Raw genomic sequence first — 21,112 nt, forward strand, 5'->3', positions numbered from 1 at the left:
TAGGCGTTGCTGAATCAGAGTATGAAATTTAAAAATTAGATTTCTTTAACTCTTAATTCTTTGCGCCTTTGCGCCTTTGCGTGAGGCTAATTCATACATTCAATCAGCAACGCCGAGAAATAAGAGTTGCGTTTATCCGCGTTCATCATCTTCTATCTGCGATTAATTCTTTCTTGCTGCACCTCAACAAGTAATCAAACAGAATTAATGACATAAAGCACTATGAGGTAATACTCGAAAAACTTCTTCTATAGTTGTGACTCCAGTGGTCACTTTTTGGGCAGCAGCCATACTAAAAGAAGTAAAATCAATTGTTTTCAAATAGCGATTTAGTTCCGTCATTGTTCCTTGATAAATCAATTCTCGCACCCTATCATCAACATCTAATAATTCGACAATTGCTTCTCTTCCCAAATAACCAGAATTAAAACATTTAATACAACCTTTACCTTTTAACCAATATTGAGTTGTTTCTGGTGTGGCTTTTAATCCTAATTTCCGTAAATCATCTGATGTCGGGGTGTAAGGTTCAGCACAGTGAGGACAAACTCGCCGCACCAACCGCTGGGCAACAATCCCTAAGAGGGCATCACTGATTAAACCTGGATCTGGTCCAACATCTTTTAAGCGGGGAATTGTGCCAACAGCATCATTAGTGTGCAAAGTAGTAAATACCAAATGTCCAGTTAAAGCCGCTCTGACGGCGGTTTCTGCGGTTTCGTTGTCTCTAATTTCTCCCACCATAATCACATCAGGATCTTGGCGGAGAATAGCCCTTAAACCCGCCGCAAAGGTCATTCCAGCGGCTTCGTTTACCTGAGTTTGAGTGATCCCAGATAAAACATATTCTACTGGATCTTCTACTGTCACTACATTTACTGATTCTTTGGCAACTGATTGCAAACTAGTATACAGCGTACTTGTTTTGCCTGAGCCTGTCGGACCAGTGAGAATAATCATCCCTTGGGGTTGACTTAACCATCTTTTGTATATCTCCAATGCCGAATCAGAAAAACCAAGTCCACCCATATTGCTAAACGGATTTCGTTGGGGAAGTAAGCGAATTACGACTTTTTCACCACCAATACAGGGGAGGGTACTAACGCGCATATCTAATCCCACATCTGATGATTCTCCCAAAGCATATTTTTGGCCTATGCGTCCATCTTGAGGACGACGGCTTTCACCGATATCTAAATCGGACATAACTTTAGTAGCAACTACTACTCTGCGGCTGATTTCTAGAGGAAATGTAGTAATGTGTCGCAAGACACCATCTATTCGATAACGGACTCTTAAACCTTCTGGCATTGGTTCTAAATGGATATCACTAGCACGATTGCGTAATGCACCACTAAATAGAGTTTTTACCCGTTGAATTTGATCCGATGCTTTGGAAAGATAAAGTTCTGTCAGTTCGGCAATATTTTCTGATTCAAGTTCCTTAGTAAGAGGATTAATTAAAGAATCCCCACTGATTTTATTGAGGTCAAGATTTTGAGTATGATACCAACCACTATAGCTTTTTTCGGTAATAGAAAGAATTTTAATATCTGTAAAAGTGCGATCGCTCAATTTTTGAATTATATCTGCTTCAATGATAATTGGACTACCTAAATAATAGCAATTACGCCATAGTAACAAAGGCACAACAGGAGGTAATTGTTGAGCATGAGAAAATAACCGAAAAAATCGCCCACTGACTTCAGGATCTAATAATTCTAAATTCACCGTACCTCGCTCATCTATTAACAGATTGAGCGCCTGTTGACAATCAATTTCTCCCTTTTTTAGCTGTTGCCAAGGATATTCCATATTTTTAACTCAACAACTTTACTTATAAGCTTACACTATCATTTTATTACAAAAATCCTCCATAAAAAACCTGATTATTACGTAGATTTAAAATAATTTCTCCTCGTCTAGGAAAAACACACCTTGATCATTTATTATGTGGAGGTAATGAATAAATACAAGATAATTTTCATTAATAATGCGACGGGATTCTATCTTTTATAAATTGTTCAAGCAATTTCCCAGTTTATTGTTTTAATTAGTAGATGAACCACCAGCAGAAGCCGACAGTTATCAATTTGAATCGGTGGAAGTAAAAGAAACAGCTTTCCGAATTGATGGGGTGTTTCTACCTCCAGCTAATGCGGTTTCTCAAGTGGTGTTTTTTGCAGAAGTGCAATTTCAGAAAGATGAAAATTTATCGCAAGGAGATTATAACCATGTTGGGATTAGATTTAGAAGAACCGAGGGCTATACTGGAAGCGAAAGAAGAAGGTAAAGAAGAGGGAGAAAAAGCGATCGCATTACGTTTGTTAAAACGGCGGTTGGGTAATATTCCTGATGAGTTGTTGTCGCAGGTTCAGGGGTTATCGTTGGTACAGATTGAAGATTTATGTGATGTCCTGTTAGATTTTGCCACTGTGTCAGATTTGGAAAGTTGGTTACAGCAGCAATAATTTTATTAACTCAAGTTGCTAGTTATCTAGTTGAGGCTGGTACTTCGACTACGCTCAGTAACCAATGGATAATTGGTAATAGGTAATTGATGATAAAATTCATTTTTTCATCCTGTTCATCCTTTAATCCTGGATATTATCTCGACTTCGCTCGATAACCACCTGATTCTGACAATGTCTTTAACTAGCAACTTTCATTATTAATTTACAACTTTAGCTATTAGCTAAATGCTCCAATGCAAATGTAAAAGCCTCTGTACCCTATTCTCTATTTTTTGGTAGATAAAGTTAAACTCAACCAAAAAAATTAAGTCAATAAAATGTTCCTGGCTGGGATTTTTCAAAAATATCAATAATCTGAGTCACATCTGCGGAATGTGGGTTACAGACTTAGAAACTTGGTTGAAATTGTCTAACTAACTTTCTATAACCTCCAGAAAATTCAAGAATCATTTTCTGTAATCACAGTTTCTAAAGGCTTATCCCAACTATCAACTGGTAATTGAGATAAATAAGCAAAATCAAAAACTACTCCTATGGTTGATTTTGTCTTCCAACCGGGGGAATTTAAAAAACGGTCATAATATCCACCACCATAACCCAAGCGGTATCCTTGGACATCACAACCCACACAGGGAACAAGAATTAAATCTACTGACTCCATTTCAATTATTGGTGCTTCATGGTGAGGTTCAGTAATCCCATAAGCACTGATATTCATTACGTCGTCAGATTGCCAAGAATGCCAAACTAGGGATTTACCACTACAACGGGGAAAACCCCAACGTTTATCAGAGTTGGTATATAGCGAGCTAATATCAGGTTCTTGACGAAAACTGAAAAAAGCCAGAATGGTATTTGCCTGATTAAATATAACTGAGTTTTGGATATTGGTGGTGAGGCGATCGCTCTTTGCTCTCCATTCTAATAATGTCATTGACTGACGTTTTTGGAGTAGATTCCGCCGCAGTTCTTTTTTACTTAGTTGTGAATTTATGTTCTGCAAAGCCAAATGCAATTATTTTGAATTTTAATTAAATTGGCGGTTAGAAACCGCGTCTACACAGACAAAACCCACCTCCGTGGGTTCAAATTTTGGTTTTTCTTTAGTCCGCGAAGGCGGACTTTGTTTGTGTAGCCGCGAATTCTATTCGCCGGGACTATTATGCAGCGTTTTTGCGCCACCAATCAATGGTATTTTTCAAGCCTTCTCTAAATTCTACTTCAGCAGTAAAACCAAAAGCCTGTTTTGCCCTTTCAGTATCTAAACAACGTCGGGGTTGGCCATTGGGTTTGTCGGTTTCCCAGACAAGTTCCCCTTCATACTCCATCAATTCGCAAATTAAGGTAATGAGATCCTTGATAGAGATTTCATAACCAGTTCCTAAATTGACGGGTTCAGCATCATTATAAAGCTGAGTTCCCATCACTATCCCCCGTGCTGCATCTGTAGAATACAAAAACTCACGGGTTGGAGAACCATCACCCCATACAGGAAGTTGCTTTTCTCCCCTCGTTTGGGCTTCTTGAACTTTACGAATTAAGGCGGGAATGACGTGAGAACTGTTAGGGTTAAAGTTATCTTCAGGTCCGTATAAGTTCACGGGTAAGAGGTAAATGCCATTAAAGCCATACTGCTGACGATAAGATTGCAGTTGCACTAAGAGGGCTTTTTTTGCCACTCCATAGGGGGCGTTAGTTTCTTCTGGATAACCATTCCAGAGATCATCTTCTTTAAATGGGACAGGGGTAAACTTGGGATAAGCGCAGATAGTTCCTACACAGACAAATTTTTCTATGCCCTGTTGATAAGCAGCATGAATTAACTGAGTTCCCATCATCAAGTTATCGTAAAATAACTCGCCCGGTTTTTCCCGATTTAGACCAATCCCACCGACATGGGCTGCTAGGTGAATGATCACATCCTGCTGGTCTACTGCCCGTTGGCAATTTTCCCAAACACGCAAATCACAATCATGCGATCGCGTCACGGTAATTTTCTCACGATCTGCGCCATGTTGACACAGTTGATCTATCACTTGACGACCAAGAAAACCCGCCCCACCAGTCACAAGAATCCGTTTATTTTCTAATTCTAAGGCTGTCATATTCTTATCCTTGACGATCTAAAAATGCAGAGATCCCAATTCTTGACGAGTAGTAGCAATATCTTGAGGTTGTTTTGCACCATTCCCATTCGTGGCAATACAACCCAAAGCTTGTAAATCAGCTTCCACCATCAAAGAAACCAGTTCTTTAAATGTTACCGTTGGTTTCCAGTCTAATTTTTGCTGTGCTTTAGTTGGATCACCAATTAGTAAATCTACTTCGGCTGGACGGAGATAACGTTCGTCAAATTCTACGTATTTCTGCCAATCAAGATTTACATAACTAAATGCTAACTCCAGAAACTCTTTCACCGAATGGGTTTCACCTGTTGCAACCACATAATCATCTGGTTTTTCTTGCTGCAACATTAACCACATAGCTTTTACGTAATCTTTGGCGTAACCCCAATCTCTCTTGGAATCCAAATTACCCATGTAGATATTTTTCTGTTTACCAGCGACAATCCGGGCGACGGCTCTAGTTATTTTCCGAGTAACAAATGTTTCACCCCTTCTGGGCGATTCGTGGTTAAAAAGAATGCCATTACAAGCAAACAAATTATAAGATTCGCGGTAATTTATGGTTTGCCAGTGGGCGTAAACCTTAGCACAAGCGTAGGGACTACGGGGATAAAAAGGTGTAGTTTCACTTTGGGGGACTGCTTGCACTAAACCATACATTTCCGAAGAACCGGCTTGATAGAAACGGACTTCAATTCCTGTGCGGTGCTGGTAGTCGCGGATAGCTTCTAATAATCTTAATGTACCCATACCTACAGCATCTACTGTATATTCAGGTGAATCAAAACTCACTCTGACGTGGGATTGAGCGCCCAAGTTATAAATTTCTGTAGGTTTAACTTCTTCTAGGATCCGCCGCAGTGTTGTTCCGTCTGTCAAGTCGCCATAGTGAAGAAACAACCGCACACCCTGTTTATGGGGGTCTTCATACATATGATCAATGCGGTCTGTGTTAAAGGTGGAAGTACGGCGAATAATCCCATGTACTTCATAACCTTGTTCTAATAACAACTCTGTTAAATAAGAACCGTCTTGACCTGTGATACCAGTAATTAAAGCGCGTTTTGGTTGTGTCATGCTCGATGATGCCTCGGAATTTTTGGTTGAATAATTACAGACAATCTGAATCTAAACTAAAAGTTAAGTGCAAGCACTACCCGATAGTAAGTCTTCAAGTATTAGTTGCTCTTAAAAGTTAGCTGTAAACAAATATACTTAATCAAAAACACTTTAACAAATAATTATGAGTTTGATGCAGTCAATATTATTAACTTTACGGGTATTAATGATAATTCTTTACTGAAAATTTATTTTAGTAGTGTTCAAAAATAAGGCATTGCCTATTTGAAGTATTAATTAACCACACGCAAAGGTAATGGTTTCAAGAATTAAAGCAATCCGAAAAATAGTTTTTGGGGCATGATTTTGCCCCACAACAGGGAATTTGCGTACTGACTTAGTATGCTCCTTTGTTTTTGGGCATAATGACAACATTAACTGTTTTGAGAATAATCCACAAATCTAGCCAAAAATTCCGAAAATTGACATAGTGGAGGTCTATTTGCACCCGTCGAGGATAGGGAATATCATTACGCCCAGATACTTGCCACAAACCAGTAATGCCGGGACGAATTGTTAAAATATGATTGATATAATCACCATATTTTGGTAACTCTTCCGCTACTAAAGGTCGTGGACCGACTACACTCATGTCTCCTTTGAGAACATTCCAAAATTGGGGAAACTCATCTAAGCTGGTAATTCGCAAAAAATGACCAATTTTAGTGATTCTAGGATCTGTTTTTAGCTTGAAATTGTTTTCAAATTCTTCTCGCAGGTTAGGTGATGTTGCCATAATTTCTAGGAGAATTTCGTCGGCGTTATTCACCATAGTGCGAAACTTAATACAATTAAAGCTTTGATAGTTTTTACCTACTCGTTCTTGAACATAAAAAATTGGTCCTTTTGAGCTTATGGCTATCAATAAGGCCAGTATTATGTAAATTGGAGAAAACAAAATCAAGACCGACAATGAAAAAACTATATCAAACAGTCGTTTAAAAAACTCTCCGTATAAACCCTGAAAAGATAAACTTCTGGATTTCACCTTTGGCTGTTTAACTTTTTGACCACGTTTCGATAAAACAGCCATAGATGTACTGTTATCCTTACGCGGGTATCGCTTGCCGGAGAGGAGTGAACTCTGGGCAGTCATCATACTCCTTTATAATCCACACCACACATAGTCCCGATTTTAAGGCTAAAAGGCAGTGATTTTCTGGAAAAATTTGCTGTCTTCTTGGAAAATCAATACAAAAAGGCTAATGTTTACTGTAGGTAAACTCATTTTTCACGACATTCACTGACAAAACCTAGATAACGTTCTGCAAAAACCTGGCGAGAAAATTGATTAGCGTGTGTTTGTATATACTGATAATTGTATAAATGTTGATGATCTGTAAATTTTTCTACGGCATCTATTAAAGCTCCTACTGTTTGGATTTTGAATAATATACCAGTTCCTGTATCAAGATGATTCCGAATATCTCTCACTGTTTCTAATGCACCACCAGCACCATAGGCAATTACAGGAGTTCCACAAGCTTGAGCTTCAACTAGGGCAATCCCAAAATCTTCGCAAGCTGCATACACAAAAGCCTTAGCACGAGCCATGTATTGCTTGACGATATGATCAGGTTGCCATCCCAAAATTTGGATATGTGGTTGGGCTATTTCCCGTAGTTTGTTCAATTCTGGACCTGTACCAATGACTATCAAGGGTTTTTTTAATTCATTAAAAGCCTGAACAATTAAGGAAACTTGTTTATAACTCACTAATCGGGACACTATCAAGTAAAAATCTTCTTTTTCTGAAGAAAAGGAACATTCATCTAGGTTAACTGGTGGATAAATGACGGTTGCTTGCCGACGATAACAACGCCAAATCCTTTTAGCTGTATGTTGTGAGTTGGCAATGAAATAATCAACACGGTTAGCACTGATTACATCCCATTGCCGCAAATTATGGAGAATATAGCGTGTTACCCAGCCAATTGCTCCTTTACCTAGTTTGCTTTGATTCAGGTAATCAAATGTTAAATCCCAAGCGTAACGCATAGGGCTATGGCAATAGCAGATATGCAATTGATTAGGTGTGGTTAATACTCCTTTAGCTACAGCATGAGATGAAGATAGGATAACCTCATATTCTCGCAAATCCAATTGCTCGATCGCCAAGGGTAATAAGGGTAAATATTTTTGGACTCCTTGACGCGCTTGCGGAAATTTTTGTAAAAACGTTTTGCCAATTTGACGTTTGTACAAATAACTTTCTGGATTGCTGGATTCAAAATCAATCAGGGCGTACAAATCAGCATCTATGTGATTTAATATTTCCTGAACTACGAGTTCTGAACCACCTGTAGCTTGAGGGGTTAACCACTCATGAACCAAAGCATATTTTAAAGACACAGTTAACTTGAATGGATGGGAAGTAATTAGGCTAATTTAATGAGGTGATATTAAAGATTCCTCATTCTCATCTGGCAATGGGAAAATCCCCAGCTTGAATAGAAGATATAATCCTACCAAAAGATGTTCCAAGATGATACTGCAACCTGATAACCTCAAAGATAAGGGTGATTTTGCCACTCAAGTTATTTAGGAATGAGGAAGTTATGCGGATTTTGGTTATTGGTGGGACTCGGTTTATTGGTGTGTATTTGACTCAACTACTGGTAAAAGCTGGACATGAGGTGGTTTTGTTCAATCGTGGTAATCATCCCGCACCTTCAGGAGTAGGACAAATTATCGGCGATCGCACTAACTCAACCCAACTTAAAGAAAAGTTAGCACAAGAAACCTTTGATGTCATTTTTGACAACAATGGTAGGGAACTCACGGATACTCAACCTTTGGCAGAAATTTTCCAAGGACGGGTAAAACACTTTGTTTATATGAGTTCAGCGGGTGTGTACCTCAAATCTGACCAAATGCCCCATATTGAGGGGGATACTGTCGATCCTAAGAGTCGTCACAAGGGTAAACATGAAACGGAAGCTTACCTGAAACAATTAGGAATTCCTTTTACTTCTATTCGTCCTACTTATATCTACGGACCACAAAATTATAATCCTTTGGAAAGTTGGTTTTTTGATAGAATTGTGCGCGATCGCCCGATTTGTATTCCGGGTAATGGAATGCACATCACCCAGCTAGGCCATGTCAAGGATTTAGCTCAAGCGATGACGCAGGTAATTGGGAATGACAAGGCTATTGGGGAGATTTATAATATTTCTGGCGATCGCTTTGTGACTTTCGATGGTTTAGCTCGCGCTTGTGCTGTGGCTGCTGGTAAATCTGCCGATGATGTTAAAATTATCCATTACGATCCCAAACAGTTTGATTTCGGTAAACGGAAAGCTTTTCCAATGCGGGTACAGCACTTCTTCGCATCTGTAAATAAAGCGCAAATAGAATTAAATTGGCAACCTGAATATGATTTAATTTCTGGTTTGAAAGATTCTTTGGAAAATGATTATTTAGCAACTGGTGCAGATAAAACAGAAGTTGATTTTTCTGTAGATGATGAGATTCTCAAAGCAAATATATAGCAGGAAACGGGGTTGAAAGTCTATTGGTGGCAGGGGAAAATTATCAATTGATCAACTGATAATTTTAGTAAATTTGTTGGGTGGCGCTGTCGCTTAACCCAACCTAGCAACTATTTCCTAATTACTACTTTCCAAACCCCTTCCCTCTGCTGGTAGAAGGAAGACAAATACAGTTTTCTAACTGCTGAAGTAAGGTTTCACTATCTAGATTCTGACCAATTAGCACTAATTGATTTTTCTTTTCACCTTTCCATTGATCATCATCAATAGTGAAGCGTTTACCGCAAAGATGGAAAATATGACGTTGAGGACTTTCATCAAACCACATAATCCCCTTCGCACGGAAGACATTTGTCGGTAATTGATTATCTAGAAAATGTTGAAACTTTCTAATAGAAAGAGGTTGATCACTTTGGAAAGAAATAGAGATAAAACCATCATTTTCTAAGTGATTAGAATGATCATGGTGATGATGTTCATGATCATGGTGGTCATGTCCACAGTTTGAATGATCATCATGTTCACAATTAGAATGATCATCATGATCATGATGTTCTTCTGTGTGGGAATCAAAATATTTATCAGACTCAAATAACCCCACACTGAGAATTAAAGGAAGGGGAACTTGGGATTTTGTCGTCCGAATAATTCGTGAACCTTCCTTGATGTTGTTGATTTTTTTCTCCAATTCCTGCAAAGTGGTTTCATCAACCAAATCTGTCTTATTGAGAATAATGACATCACCATAAGTAATTTGACTCAAAGCAGCTTCAGAATTGAATAAATCTAAGCTATAATTTGCCGCATCAACTACAGTAATAATAGAATCTAACCGGGTTAAATCTCGCAATTCTGAACCCAGAAATGTCATTGCTACTGGTAGAGGATCTGCTAAACCAGTTGTTTCGACAACTAGATAATCTAGCTTTTCTTCTCTTTCTAAAACTTTGTAAACAGCATCAACTAAATCATTATTAATGGTGCAACAAATACAACCATTACTCAATTCCACCATGTTTTCATCAGTGGAAACAACTAATTCATTATCAATACCAATTTCGCCAAATTCATTCACTAACACAGCAGTTTTTACACCTTGCTGATTTGTGAGGATATGGTTAAGTAAAGTCGTTTTCCCACTACCAAGGAAACCTGTAATAATCGTCACTGGTAAACCTTGCTTGGGAACTTCCATGACGGGGGATTCAGAACTAACTGTCGTTTGCATAATCATGAAGTAGGATTTTGGTGTATTTTAAATTTTATCTTGATTTTGGCTACTCGGCATTACTGCTTTACGATAATAGGTACTTTAAGTTTATTAATAACTAAATAAAAATATACCTTGTCATCTTCTCAGTAAAATTATTTCCATACCTTTCAACAAAAACTGTAGGGGCGGGGTTTCCCCGCCCATTTACCGACAATTTATCAATAATCTATCTCAAATACACCGTGAAATACAACCCCGATATTCATCATCGCCAATCAATTCGATTAAGGGACTACGATTATTCGCAACCTAACGCCTATTTTGTCACCATTTGTACCCAACACCAAGAATGCAATTTAGGCGAAGTAATCAATAGGGAAATGACATTTACAGTTAGGGGTTTTATTGCTGATCAATTTTGGTTGCAAATCTCCAATCATTTTCCCAATGTTGAATTAGATTATTTTGTGATTATGCCTAATCATGTTCACGGGATTATTGTGATTAATGATGAGTTTACAGTTATAAAGGGCGGGGAAACCTCTGTGATGAAGGGTGGGGAAACCTATGTTATGAAGGGCGGGGAAACCCCGCCCCTACGGAAAAAACCGACATTAGGGCAAATTATTGCGTATTATAAATATCAAACAACACAAATAATTAATAACATTGACCATAGCCCTGGACTGCGTATATGGCAACGCAATTATTATGATCGGATAATCCGCAATGAAAAAGCCTTAAACCTCGCCCGTCAGTATATTATCACAAATCCTGTCCGCTGGGATAAAGACCCGAAAAACCCCCGTAGAAGCGCAGTTTCCACTCCCTAAATTTACACCAGATGTTAATAAGATTACGAAGTATTACTAACAATAATTATAGCCAATTATTAGCTACTAAAATATTCACTTACGCCATTGTCATCAACTTGCGTTATCATTGTTTATCGTCAGATTGCCGCATTACTGTGTTATGACCCTATCTATTTACAATACTCTCACCCGTCGTCAAGAACAATTTACCACCGTCGAACCTGGAAAGGTTAAAATGTATTACTGCGGAGTGACGGTTTATGATTACTGCCATTTGGGTCATGCAAGAGCGTGCATTGTCTGGGACGTAGTGCGCCGCTATCTCCAGTTTATTGGTTATAATGTGCGTTATATCCAGAATTTTACCGATATTGATGATAAAATTCTCAAACGCGCCAGAGAAGAAAATTCTTCTATGGAAGCTGTAGCAGAACGCTATATTCAGGCATATTTTGAGGATATGTCGCGGTTGGGAATTAAAGAAGCTGATGAATATCCCCGCGCTACACATACAATGAATGGGATTCAGCGATTAATTCACGATTTAGAACATAAAGGTTTTGCTTATCCATCTGATGGTGATGTCTATTATGCGGTACAAAGCTTTGCGGAATATGGCAAACTTTCGGGACGCAAATTAGCAGATATGCAAGCCGGCGCAAGCGAACGGGTAAATGTCGAAGATGCAGAATATCAAAAGAAGAGATACCCCTTTGATTTTGCCCTGTGGAAGGCTGCAAAACCCGGTGAACCTGCGTGGGAATCTCCTTGGGGAAAAGGCCGCCCAGGATGGCATATAGAATGCTCTGCTATGGTGCGCGATCGCCTGGGTGATACCATAGATATTCATGCTGGTGGTGCTGACTTAATTTTCCCCCACCATGAAAACGAAATTGCCCAATCGGAAGCCGTTACAGGCAAACCTTTAGCCAATTATTGGTTACACAACGGCATGGTAAAAGTAGATGGTGAAAAAATGTCCAAATCCTTGGGTAATTTTATCACCATTCGTCAATTATTAGATCGTGGTGTAGACCCAATGGCGGTGCGTTTATTTGTGATGATGGCACAATATCGCAAACCCATAGATTTCACCGATGATGCCATATTAGCAGCAACAAATGGCTGGCATACTATCAAAGAAGGATTACTTTTCGGTTATCAACATAGTCAAAAATTGGGGACTGGGGACTGGGGACTGGGGACTGGGAATAATCTAATTTCTAACACCTACATCGAGAGATTTAAAGAAGCCGTTAATGATGACTTTAACTTTCCTGGGGGATTAGCAATAATTTTTGAATTAGCCAAAGAACTAATTCGGGAAGGAAACATAATTGTCCACCAAGGAAAAACAGAAACCCCAGCGAATGAATTACTCCAAAAATGGCAAACCTTAGTCATATTAGCAGACGTTCTAGGTTTAACCGCCCAACCAGAAACAGAAACACCTACACCAGATGGTTTAAGTGATATTTATATTGAAGAATTAATTCAACAAAGACAAACAGCAAGAAAAGCCAAAAACTTTGCAGAATCTGATAGAATCCGTGATGAACTATTAACAAAAGGCATCACATTAATAGACAGCAAAGAAGGCACACACTGGCATAGATAATAAATTTAAAATTCCTCTCTGTGCCTCTGCGTCTCTGCGTGCAAAAAAAGATAATTCTCAATTCTTAATTAATACCATGTGGAAACAACTAACAACAGCCATTTCTCATTTAAACATCCCCGCAGACTGGGTAGGAATTAGAGCCGTCAAAACAACCTCAACACATCATTCCGTGCGTGATGCTTTACCCCAAAGTAACGGTAAATCATTGGAAATGGGAGCAATGATAGAAGTCATAGTTGATGGTTGTTTAGGCTATGCAGCCACCAACTCCTTGAATATTTCTAGTTTACAAAAAGCTGCGGAAATCGCCTATAAACAAGCATTAGCAGCCAGTAAATGGTGGATATATCCAATTAGTGAAAATACACGCCCTCAAGTAGTAGGTGAATATAACTCACCATTTTTAGAACCATTTAACGCTATTAGTCCCGGAGAAATTAACAATTTACTAATTCGGATTTGTCAGCAACTCAAAATTAACGATAAAATCATTCAAACGACAGCCACCGTCGGCACAGATCAAAAAGAAACTTGGTTTGTGAGTAGCAACGGTTCAGAAGTATATCAGAATATTCTATCTCTTAGTCATCATTTTGGGGCGATCGCTCAAGAAGGTGCAATCGTCCAACAACGCAGCAATAACGGCGCTCATGCAAACTCTTATCAAGGAGGTTGGGAACTTTTCAAACAAGATAACTTATGGCATCAAGTCCAGAAAGTTGGAGAACAAGCATTAGAATTATTAACAGCAGCAGAATGTCCAAATACCCGCACCAATTTAGTTTTAGCACCAGATCAAATGATGCTACAAATTCATGAAAGTATCGGACATCCTTTAGAAATTGACCGTATTTTAGGAGATGAACGCAACTATGCCGGCGGTAGCTTTGTTACCAAAGATGATTTTGGTAAATTAGAATATGGTTCACCCCTGATGAATATCACCTTTGATCCTACAGTAGCAGGTGAATTTGCCAGTTATGGTTTTGATGATACTGGTGCAGTAGCAACCAAAGAATATGTAATTAAAAAAGGCATTTTGCAACGTGGTTTAGGTAGTTTAGAAAGTCAAGCCAGAGCAGATTTACCAGGTGTTGCTTGTGCGCGAGCTTGTTCTTGGAATCGTCCCCCCATTGACAGAATGGCTAACTTAAATTTAGAACCAGGAAACGCCACATTTGAGGAAATCATCTCAGGAATAGAACATGGTATTTACATGGAATCTAACCGTTCTTGGTCAATAGATGATCAACGTTATAAATTTCAATTTGGTTGCGAATATGCCAAATTAATTGAAAACGGTAAACTGACCAAAACCCTGCGTAATCCTAACTATCGAGCAACCACACCAGAATTTTGGCATAGCTTAATTCAAGTTGGAAATGACACTAATTGGCAAATTTACGGTACACCTTTCTGCGGTAAAGGAGAACCAAATCAAGCCATTTCTGTAGGACATGGTTCACCAGTTTGTGCATTTACAAACGTCGAAGTTTTTGGTGGTGGTTAATGAATTTTATGTAAAGCTGTACAAAATCAAGAAATCAATGAATTCATCCGTCTTTATCTGCGTTTATCTGCGTTCATCTGCGGTTAAATATTCTTGAAATCTTATTCTCCAGCAATTCTAAACTTAGTATTAATGCTACAATAAACAAATAACTACTTGATGCCATATCAATATGATCATTGCTCAAGAATTAGAATTGCAACAAAACATCTCCGCAGATGTAATCTTTCCTCCTAGTGATTTATATAGTGATGAACCGACCGTGGAAACAGAACTACATCTAGAGCAAATTATGCTCTTAATCAAATGTCTCAAATGGTTGTGGAAAGATAGATATGATTTCTATGCTGCGGGAAATCTTAGCATTTACTATAGTCCTAATCAGAAAAAATCAGAATATTTCCGAGGTCCTGATTTTTTTGTTGTCTTAGGAACTGAACGCAAGACTCGTAAAAGTTGGGTAGTTTGGGAAGAAGACGGTAAATATCCGAATGTAATTTTAGAAATTCTTTCACCAAGTACAGCTAACACCGATAGAGAATATAAAAAAGAACTTTATCAAAATACTTTCCGCACACCGGACTATTTTTGGTTTGACCCTTATACATTAGAATTTGCGGGTTTTCATTTAGTAGATAATAAATATCAACCTTTAGAACCAAATGAAAAGGGACATTTATGGAGTGAACAATTAGGTTTATATTTAGGAATTCATCAAGGATTATTAAGGTATTTTACCCCAGCAGGAGAGTTAGTACCTACACCAGAAGAAACCGCAGAAGAGGAAACTAAAAGAGCCGAACAGGAATCCGAACGAGCAGAACGGGAAGCGAGAAAAGCAGAACGTTTAGCAGCAAAATTGCGAGAACTAAATATTGATCCAGAAACTATTTAAACAATGAAAATCGAAGAATTATCAACCTTAGAAAAAACCTTTAATCAACTTGTCGAAATTCTGCTGATTAAAAAAGCAGCCAATGAACATTTTACCGTCAGAGTTAGCAGCGAAAGCAGTCAATTTACCCGCTTTAATTCTGCCAAAGTTAGACAAACAGGATATGTTAATGATGGTTCGATTCAATTGACGTTAATGGCTAATCAACGCACTAGTTCCCGTCAGTTTCCCTTTACTGGAAATTGGGAAATAGATTGGGAATTAGCATCCACAGCTTTACAAGAATTACGTGATGAATTACCATTATTACCAATTGATCCTTATTTAGTAATACCATCAGGAAATAATACCAGTCGAGAAATTAATATTGGTAAATTATTAACTCCAGATATATTAATTCCTAGTATTCTGGAAACTGTGGCAAATTTAGATTTTACTGGTATGTATGCTGGGGGAATTGTTATCAGAGGTTATGGTGATTCTAACGGACAAAAACATTGGTTTGCGACTGATTCCTTTAATTTAGATTATTCCTTATTTATGGCATCAGGACAAGCTGTAAAAGGAACTTTTGCTGGAAGTGAATGGAATGAAGCTGCTTATTTAGCTAAAATAAATGATGGGAAACAGCAACTAGAAATGCTATCTCGTCCAGTGAAAGAATTACCAAAAGGACAATATAAAACTTATTTTGCTCCTGCTGCTGTAGCTGATTTATTAGCTATGCTTTCCTGGGGTGCTATCAGTGAAGCCGATATTCAACAAGGTAATAGTGCTTTAGCTGCTTTATCACGTCAAGAAAAACAACTTTCTCCAAAATTCACTTTAAAAGAAAATTTTCAAAGTGGTTTAGTTCCGAGATTTAATAATTTGGGAGAAATGGCTGCACCGGAATTAAATTTAATTGAAAAAGGAATTTTAGTTAATAGCTTAGTTAATTCTCGCACAGCCAAGGAATATAATAAATTAGCTAATGGTGCAAATAGTTCAGAAACATTACGTTCTCCAGAAATCAATCCTGGTAATTTAGCATTTGCAGAGATTTTACCAAGTTTAGATACAGGGTTATATGTTTCTAATTTACATTATTTGAATTGGAGCGATCGCCCATCTGGGAGAATTACAGGTATGACTCGTTATGCTTGCTTTTGGGTAGAAAATGGCGAAATAGTTGCCCCCATTGCTAATCTGCGCTTTGATGAAAGTCTCTATCGCTTTTGGGGAGGAGAAAATCTCGTTGATTTAACCAACTTTCAAGAATTTATTCCCGAAGTCGGAACTTATGAAAATCGGCAATTAGGAGGCAGTTTAGTTCCTGGTATGTTGGTAAAAGATTTCACATATACCTTATAGTCAACTAACATTAACAAATCGAAAATTCGATCTTTTAACTTTAAGACTTACGCAAAATATCTCTGAAACTTTCTTTTCTTCGTGTCCTATCTCTTCGAGACGCTCCGCGAACGTTCCTTCGTGGTTCGTTCCTTCGTGACTTGTGCGTAAGTCCTGAACTTCTTGATATTTGGGTGAAACCAGAGAAAATTGTGGGTGTAAATGATGATTAAATTAACTCTAAACTCACCCTATCTTCTGCATAATTAGCGATGAGAATAAATAATTTTAGCCATCTAGAACCTAGTAAAATTTCCTGTATTTCATCTCCAGCAAATACAGGAATTTCCCACTCTTGTCCATCTATTATTACCCTACCGCTATAAACATCAAATTCAGTTTCTCCTTGAGCAGTTCTTAATTTATCTTGATTTAAAAAAGGCCAATCAAGAGTTTGTATATCTTGTTTGTTCATGGCTAAAAATTCAGTAAATCCTGTATCTAACATTGTTTCTACAGGAAAACTGAAATCATCCCCACCAATTAAATCAATTTCCAGATAAATTTGTCCATTTTCTCCAAATCTTCCCTCAATCATATTCTGCCACTAACTCCCGTTTCATTAATGCCAAAAATATGATGAATCACCGTAGGATATTTTTCTCTAGCCATTTTACTTGCTACTTCTTTATCCTGATCAATAAAATAATCTCCACTATCAGGTTCAATGGCAATATACCAACCATAGTATTTATCCAGTATTTCTGGTTTTAAACGCTCAAAAATCAGCCAACAACGCTCATAAAATGCCTGTCTTCTAGCTTTTTCTTCAGCTTTTTGGGCTGGGGTCCATTGAATTTCTGGAAATACTCTTCCACGTCTGACAATTCTTTCTGATGAAGATTGTGTCATATTTTTGAACTCATTAAAAGTTGTTTCCTATATCTTATGATAAAATACTTGGGTGATTTTAGAGCATCGCTCTTTTTATCTTCCCATCATCTATTCCCTTTGGCACTCTTTAGAACTATATTAATTAAGTAGCTAGTAATCTGTTACAGGATCAGTCTGTAATTAAAAGCTACATAGCATAGCTGTTTTTTGAATTATATAACCTATGCCAGCGAATTCCTGGCCTGAAAATGATGCTTATGACGGAATCTCTGATCCCCTTGACTCCATCTTATCTGACCTATCAGTAGATGAGGAATCAGAAGTAAACACAGATTCCGTGTTTCTACCACCATCCCGATTTAAGGGACGGAGAGGTAAAGCGGCGCTAGTTTTAACTATAGTCTGGAGTGGCACTATTGCCCTACATTTAGTTTCCTGGGGTTCAATATTTATCCTGGGATTAACAACAATGTTAGGCATTCATGCTTTGAGGATTATTTTTGCAAAACCTCGTCACCATTCTCAAGAAATAGAGGGAGATTTACCTTTTGTTTCTATATTAGTGGCTGCTAAAAATGAGGAATCCGTAATTAGCAGATTAGTCAAGAATCTGTGTAATTTGGAATACGGTAATGGACAATATGAAGTCTGGATTATTGATGATAACAGTACAGACAATACACCCCTATTACTAGCCCAACTCAAGCAAGAATATCAACAACTAAATGTATTTAGACGTGATCCTGAAGCTAGTGGTGGCAAATCAGGAGCATTAAATCAAGTGCTACCTTTAACAAAGGGAAACATAATTGCTGTATTTGATGCTGATGCCCAAGTTACACCAGATTTGCTATTACAAATAGTTCCTTTATTTCAAAAAGAACGAGTAGGGGCGGTACAAATGCGGAAAGCGATCGCCAATGCTAAAGAAAATTTTTGGACTAAGGGACAAATGGCGGAAATGTTGTTGGATATCTGGTTTCAACAACAGCGCACAGCCATTAGTGGCATTGGTGAACTTAGGGGTAATGGTCAATTTGTCCGTCGTCAAGCATTAGCAAGTTGTGGTGGTTGGAATGAGGAAACTATCACCGATGATCTAGATTTAACTATTCGGTTACATCTAGATAAATGGGATATTGAATGTGTTTTTCATCCTCCCGTCGAAGAAGAAGGGGTCACCAATGCTACAGCCCTTTGGCATCAACGTAACCGGTGGGCAGAAGGTGGTTATCAACGTTATTTAGACTACTGGGATCTCATTCTGGAAAACCGGATGGGGACAAAAAAAACTTGGGATTTGTTGATATTTATGGTAACAATGTATATCTTACCAACAGCAGCAATACCAGATATATTAATGGCGATCGCTCGTCATCGTCCCCCTGTCTTAACTCCTGTAACTAGCTTATCCATTGGGATGTCAGTAGTAGGAATGTTTGCTGGTTTAAAGCACGTTCGTTCAGATCAACAATTTAAACCATCTACCTATTTAATGTTACTTTTACAAACCCTCCGCGGCAGTTTATATATGTTGCATTGGTTAGTAGTTATGGGTAGCACGACGGCTCGAATGTCTTTCCGACCAAAACGCCTCAAATGGGTAAAAACTGTCCATACAGGCGTTGAGAAATAAGGAAACAATCAACCGTAGGGGCGCAGGGTCTGCGCCCATTTCATGTAAGTAGTGAGACAGAATTAATTACACAATGTCATTGCGTTCGCGGAGCGTGGCGTTAGCCATATGAAACGAAGTGGAATGAAGCAATCGCAAGGGTTGGGATTGCTTCGCTTCGCTCGCAATGACTGTAAATATTTTTGTCCAATTACTTACATTGACTCAATTACAAATAAACCTGTATTATGAACAGAGTTGGAAGGGTGAAATATAAAAAATTTCATCCTTCATTTTTTTGTATCGGCAACCAATCATCTAAAATTTGTTCTAATGAACCAATGGGTATAACGGGAAATATATCAAGAGGAAGTTGAGAGCGATCTGATGCTTCTAATCTAGCATCTTGATAACATTCATCAAATATTTCTAAAATGTAAGGTTTTAAACTTGGACTATCTTTAAGTTCATCTTTTATATCTCTGCGAAATGTCCTAATTTCCCCTAGCCAATGTCCTTGATTGCGTTCTCTTTCACTATCCCAATATTTGAGTTTTAGTAGATGGACAAACAGCTTAATTAATAAATTTGTAATTGTTCGTTTTTGACTTCTACTTATAGTTTCTAATTCTTCTAATAAATTCTCTAAATCAACAGCAGAAAATTGTCCTGTGCGGAGTTGGTTAATGGTTGTTCTTATCCACAGGTAATAATCTTGATCGTATAAGGTTTGAGTTGTGGGTTGTGTTGATGTAACCATATACTGGTGAGGATTTTTCTATTTCTTTTATTTTAGCTTAATTGAGTTTTAAATATACTGACTTAACTTGCAAGGATGACAGACCTGATTTATACTGAATATAAGAGTTGCTGAAGTCAACCTATCTATTGTTCTAGATTTGCTTGACTCTATTTTAAGTGCTGAAGAAATTTTTGTCCTCCAAAGTAAATTATGAATTTGTCAGAATTTGCATTTAGAATGATTTTGATTTTTATTCCTGGCTTGATAGCATTCAATATAGTTGATAAACTTACTTTCCATAAAGAAGCTACAACACAAAATATAATTTCCAACTCGTTAACTTATGGATTTATCTGCTATTTAGTCTATTACTTCTTCTTCAATTTTATACCTAGTAAGTTTTTGCATTTGCCTATATCAACTTTCTACTTTGCCGAAATGTTAACGAATTCTCAGGCAAAGTTAAACTTCCAGGAAATAGTTCTAGTAACTTTACTTGCAGTTCCTATCGGACTAGGTTTATCAGCATTGATAAATCACAAAGTTCTATATAAAATGGCAAACAAATTGAAGATTTCTGATAAAGTTGATGATATAGGCGTATGGAACACTGCTTTTGACTCTTCATCAAATCATTGGGTTATTATCAGAGATAATCAGAAGGATCTTATTTATCAAGGCTGGATTGAGTCTGTTTCTGATGGTTTAGATATTCATGATATCTTGCTTAGAGATGTAAAGGTTTACAGACATTCAGATGGTACATATTTTTATTCTGTTCCTAGAATTTATCTAGCATTTAGTCAAGATAATTTAAATATTGAATTTCCGTCTTGGGAGTTTACTACAACTATGAATGACGATATCATTGTTAATGAACCAGCATTAAGTTCAAAAAAGGAAGATACTCAATTATGAGTGATGAAAAGAATAGTGATAAGATAAACTTAGATAGTGCGAAAGCTAAGTCTCAGCCTGTGACTCCTAGACCTCCAGCACCTCCTCCACAACCACAGAAGAAGACTGAAAAAGACTAAAAACTAAATTGCGATCGCTCGCTGAAATTAACTCAAAGCTGAGAGCGATCGCCTTCCGTGGGGTTAAAGTCGGTAATGCGATCGCAAAGTCTATCAATTGGCATTATTCGCTCAAATTCTTTGAATAGCTTCGTATGATAAGCCAGTTGATTCTGCAATAATTTCTATAGCTATATTTTGCTCTTTCAAAGCTTTAGCAACTTTCTCAATACCTTTCTCAATACC

Annotated in this window: 19 protein-coding genes and 1 pseudogene; 9 read left to right on the forward strand and 11 right to left on the reverse strand. The window is 37.8% G+C overall.

What is annotated here, in order from left to right; translation table 11 throughout:
- Window positions 1-204: 204 nt before the first annotated feature.
- On the reverse strand, window positions 205-1,815 hold the full coding sequence (locus FJR04_RS09795) for a GspE/PulE family protein (RefSeq protein WP_168494071.1): 1,611 nt from the start codon (window positions 1,813-1,815) through the stop codon (window positions 205-207).
- A 178-nt stretch (window positions 1,816-1,993) separates the two neighbouring features.
- Here FJR04_RS09795 and FJR04_RS09800 point away from each other — a divergent pair.
- Window positions 1,994-2,471: pseudogene (locus tag FJR04_RS09800) on the forward strand (DUF2887 domain-containing protein).
- A gap of 442 nt (window positions 2,472-2,913) precedes the next feature.
- Here FJR04_RS09800 and FJR04_RS09805 read toward each other — a convergent pair.
- From FJR04_RS09805 to FJR04_RS09825, 5 genes are all read right to left on the reverse strand, one after another.
- Window positions 2,914-3,477 (reverse strand): 5-formyltetrahydrofolate cyclo-ligase, encoded by a 564-nt coding sequence (locus tag FJR04_RS09805; protein WP_168494073.1) that lies wholly within the window; start codon window positions 3,475-3,477, stop codon window positions 2,914-2,916.
- Between the two features lie 157 nt (window positions 3,478-3,634).
- A complete protein-coding gene (locus FJR04_RS09810) occupies window positions 3,635-4,579 on the reverse strand; it encodes a GDP-L-fucose synthase (RefSeq protein ID WP_168494075.1) in 945 nt (314 codons plus the stop codon).
- 18 nt (window positions 4,580-4,597) lie between these two features.
- A complete protein-coding gene (gene gmd, locus FJR04_RS09815; RefSeq protein ID WP_168494077.1) occupies window positions 4,598-5,677 on the reverse strand; it encodes a GDP-mannose 4,6-dehydratase in 1,080 nt (359 codons plus the stop codon).
- Between the two features lie 379 nt (window positions 5,678-6,056).
- On the reverse strand, window positions 6,057-6,815 hold the full coding sequence (locus tag FJR04_RS09820) for a sugar transferase (RefSeq protein WP_168494365.1): 759 nt from the start codon (window positions 6,813-6,815) through the stop codon (window positions 6,057-6,059).
- Between the two features lie 128 nt (window positions 6,816-6,943).
- Window positions 6,944-8,071, reverse strand: a complete 1,128-nt coding sequence (locus tag FJR04_RS09825) for a glycosyltransferase (protein ID WP_168494079.1) — start codon at window positions 8,069-8,071, stop codon at window positions 6,944-6,946.
- Window positions 8,072-8,277: 206 nt separating this feature from the next.
- Between FJR04_RS09825 and FJR04_RS09830 the strand changes: the two genes are divergently transcribed.
- Window positions 8,278-9,213 carry an NAD-dependent epimerase/dehydratase family protein gene (locus FJR04_RS09830; RefSeq protein ID WP_168494081.1) on the forward strand — a complete coding sequence of 312 codons (936 nt, stop codon included), beginning with the start codon at window positions 8,278-8,280 and terminating at the stop codon, window positions 9,211-9,213.
- A gap of 124 nt (window positions 9,214-9,337) precedes the next feature.
- Here the strand turns inward: FJR04_RS09830 and FJR04_RS09835 are convergent, their stop codons facing one another.
- Window positions 9,338-10,441, reverse strand: coding sequence for a GTP-binding protein (locus FJR04_RS09835; protein WP_168494083.1), 1,104 nt, complete (start codon window positions 10,439-10,441; stop codon window positions 9,338-9,340).
- 227 nt (window positions 10,442-10,668) lie between these two features.
- On the opposite strand from FJR04_RS09835, the gene FJR04_RS09840 reads away from it, so the two are divergent.
- The 5 genes from FJR04_RS09840 to FJR04_RS09860 all read left to right on the forward strand — a co-directional run bounded on the left by FJR04_RS09840 (window position 10,669) and on the right by FJR04_RS09860 (window position 16,620).
- Window positions 10,669-11,259: a transposase gene (locus FJR04_RS09840; protein WP_168494085.1), complete on the forward strand. Its 591-nt coding sequence runs from the start codon at window positions 10,669-10,671 to the stop codon at window positions 11,257-11,259.
- A 142-nt stretch (window positions 11,260-11,401) separates the two neighbouring features.
- Window positions 11,402-12,859 (forward strand): cysteine--tRNA ligase, encoded by a 1,458-nt coding sequence (cysS, locus tag FJR04_RS09845; protein ID WP_168494087.1) that lies wholly within the window; start codon window positions 11,402-11,404, stop codon window positions 12,857-12,859.
- Between the two features lie 76 nt (window positions 12,860-12,935).
- A complete protein-coding gene (locus tag FJR04_RS09850; RefSeq protein ID WP_168494089.1) occupies window positions 12,936-14,372 on the forward strand; it encodes a TldD/PmbA family protein in 1,437 nt (478 codons plus the stop codon).
- 172 nt (window positions 14,373-14,544) lie between these two features.
- Window positions 14,545-15,267 (forward strand): Uma2 family endonuclease, encoded by a 723-nt coding sequence (locus tag FJR04_RS09855; RefSeq protein WP_168494091.1) that lies wholly within the window; start codon window positions 14,545-14,547, stop codon window positions 15,265-15,267.
- 3 nt (window positions 15,268-15,270) lie between these two features.
- Entirely contained in the window at window positions 15,271-16,620 is a 1,350-nt protein-coding gene (locus tag FJR04_RS09860) for a TldD/PmbA family protein (protein ID WP_168494093.1), read from the forward strand.
- A 208-nt stretch (window positions 16,621-16,828) separates the two neighbouring features.
- Here FJR04_RS09860 and FJR04_RS09865 read toward each other — a convergent pair whose 3' ends face one another.
- Complete coding sequence (locus FJR04_RS09865) at window positions 16,829-17,197, reverse strand: aspartyl protease (protein WP_168494095.1); 369 nt, start codon at window positions 17,195-17,197, stop codon at window positions 16,829-16,831.
- Window positions 17,194-17,511 carry a hypothetical protein gene (locus FJR04_RS09870; RefSeq protein ID WP_168494097.1) on the reverse strand — a complete coding sequence of 106 codons (318 nt, stop codon included), beginning with the start codon at window positions 17,509-17,511 and terminating at the stop codon, window positions 17,194-17,196. The genes FJR04_RS09865 and FJR04_RS09870 overlap by 4 nt, the downstream gene beginning before the upstream one ends.
- A 205-nt stretch (window positions 17,512-17,716) precedes the next feature.
- Here FJR04_RS09870 and FJR04_RS09875 point away from each other — a divergent pair, with 205 nt between their 5' ends.
- Window positions 17,717-19,129: a glycosyltransferase family 2 protein gene (locus tag FJR04_RS09875; protein ID WP_168494099.1), complete on the forward strand. Its 1,413-nt coding sequence runs from the start codon at window positions 17,717-17,719 to the stop codon at window positions 19,127-19,129.
- A 262-nt stretch (window positions 19,130-19,391) separates the two neighbouring features.
- On the opposite strand, the gene FJR04_RS09880 is transcribed toward FJR04_RS09875, so the two are convergent.
- Complete coding sequence (locus FJR04_RS09880) at window positions 19,392-19,868, reverse strand: DUF29 domain-containing protein (RefSeq protein WP_168494101.1); 477 nt, start codon at window positions 19,866-19,868, stop codon at window positions 19,392-19,394.
- Between the two features lie 192 nt (window positions 19,869-20,060).
- Here FJR04_RS09880 and FJR04_RS09885 point away from each other — a divergent pair, with 192 nt between their 5' ends.
- A complete protein-coding gene (locus FJR04_RS09885) occupies window positions 20,061-20,768 on the forward strand; it encodes a DUF6338 family protein (protein ID WP_168494103.1) in 708 nt (235 codons plus the stop codon).
- 66 nt (window positions 20,769-20,834) lie between these two features.
- Here FJR04_RS09885 and FJR04_RS25875 read toward each other — a convergent pair whose 3' ends face one another.
- Complete coding sequence (locus FJR04_RS25875) at window positions 20,835-20,984, reverse strand: hypothetical protein (RefSeq protein ID WP_217359292.1); 150 nt, start codon at window positions 20,982-20,984, stop codon at window positions 20,835-20,837.
- Window positions 20,985-21,112: the final 128 nt, after the last annotated feature.

Source organism: Anabaena sp. UHCC 0204 (assembly GCF_009711975.1).
GTDB lineage: Bacteria > Cyanobacteriota > Cyanobacteriia > Cyanobacteriales > Nostocaceae > Dolichospermum.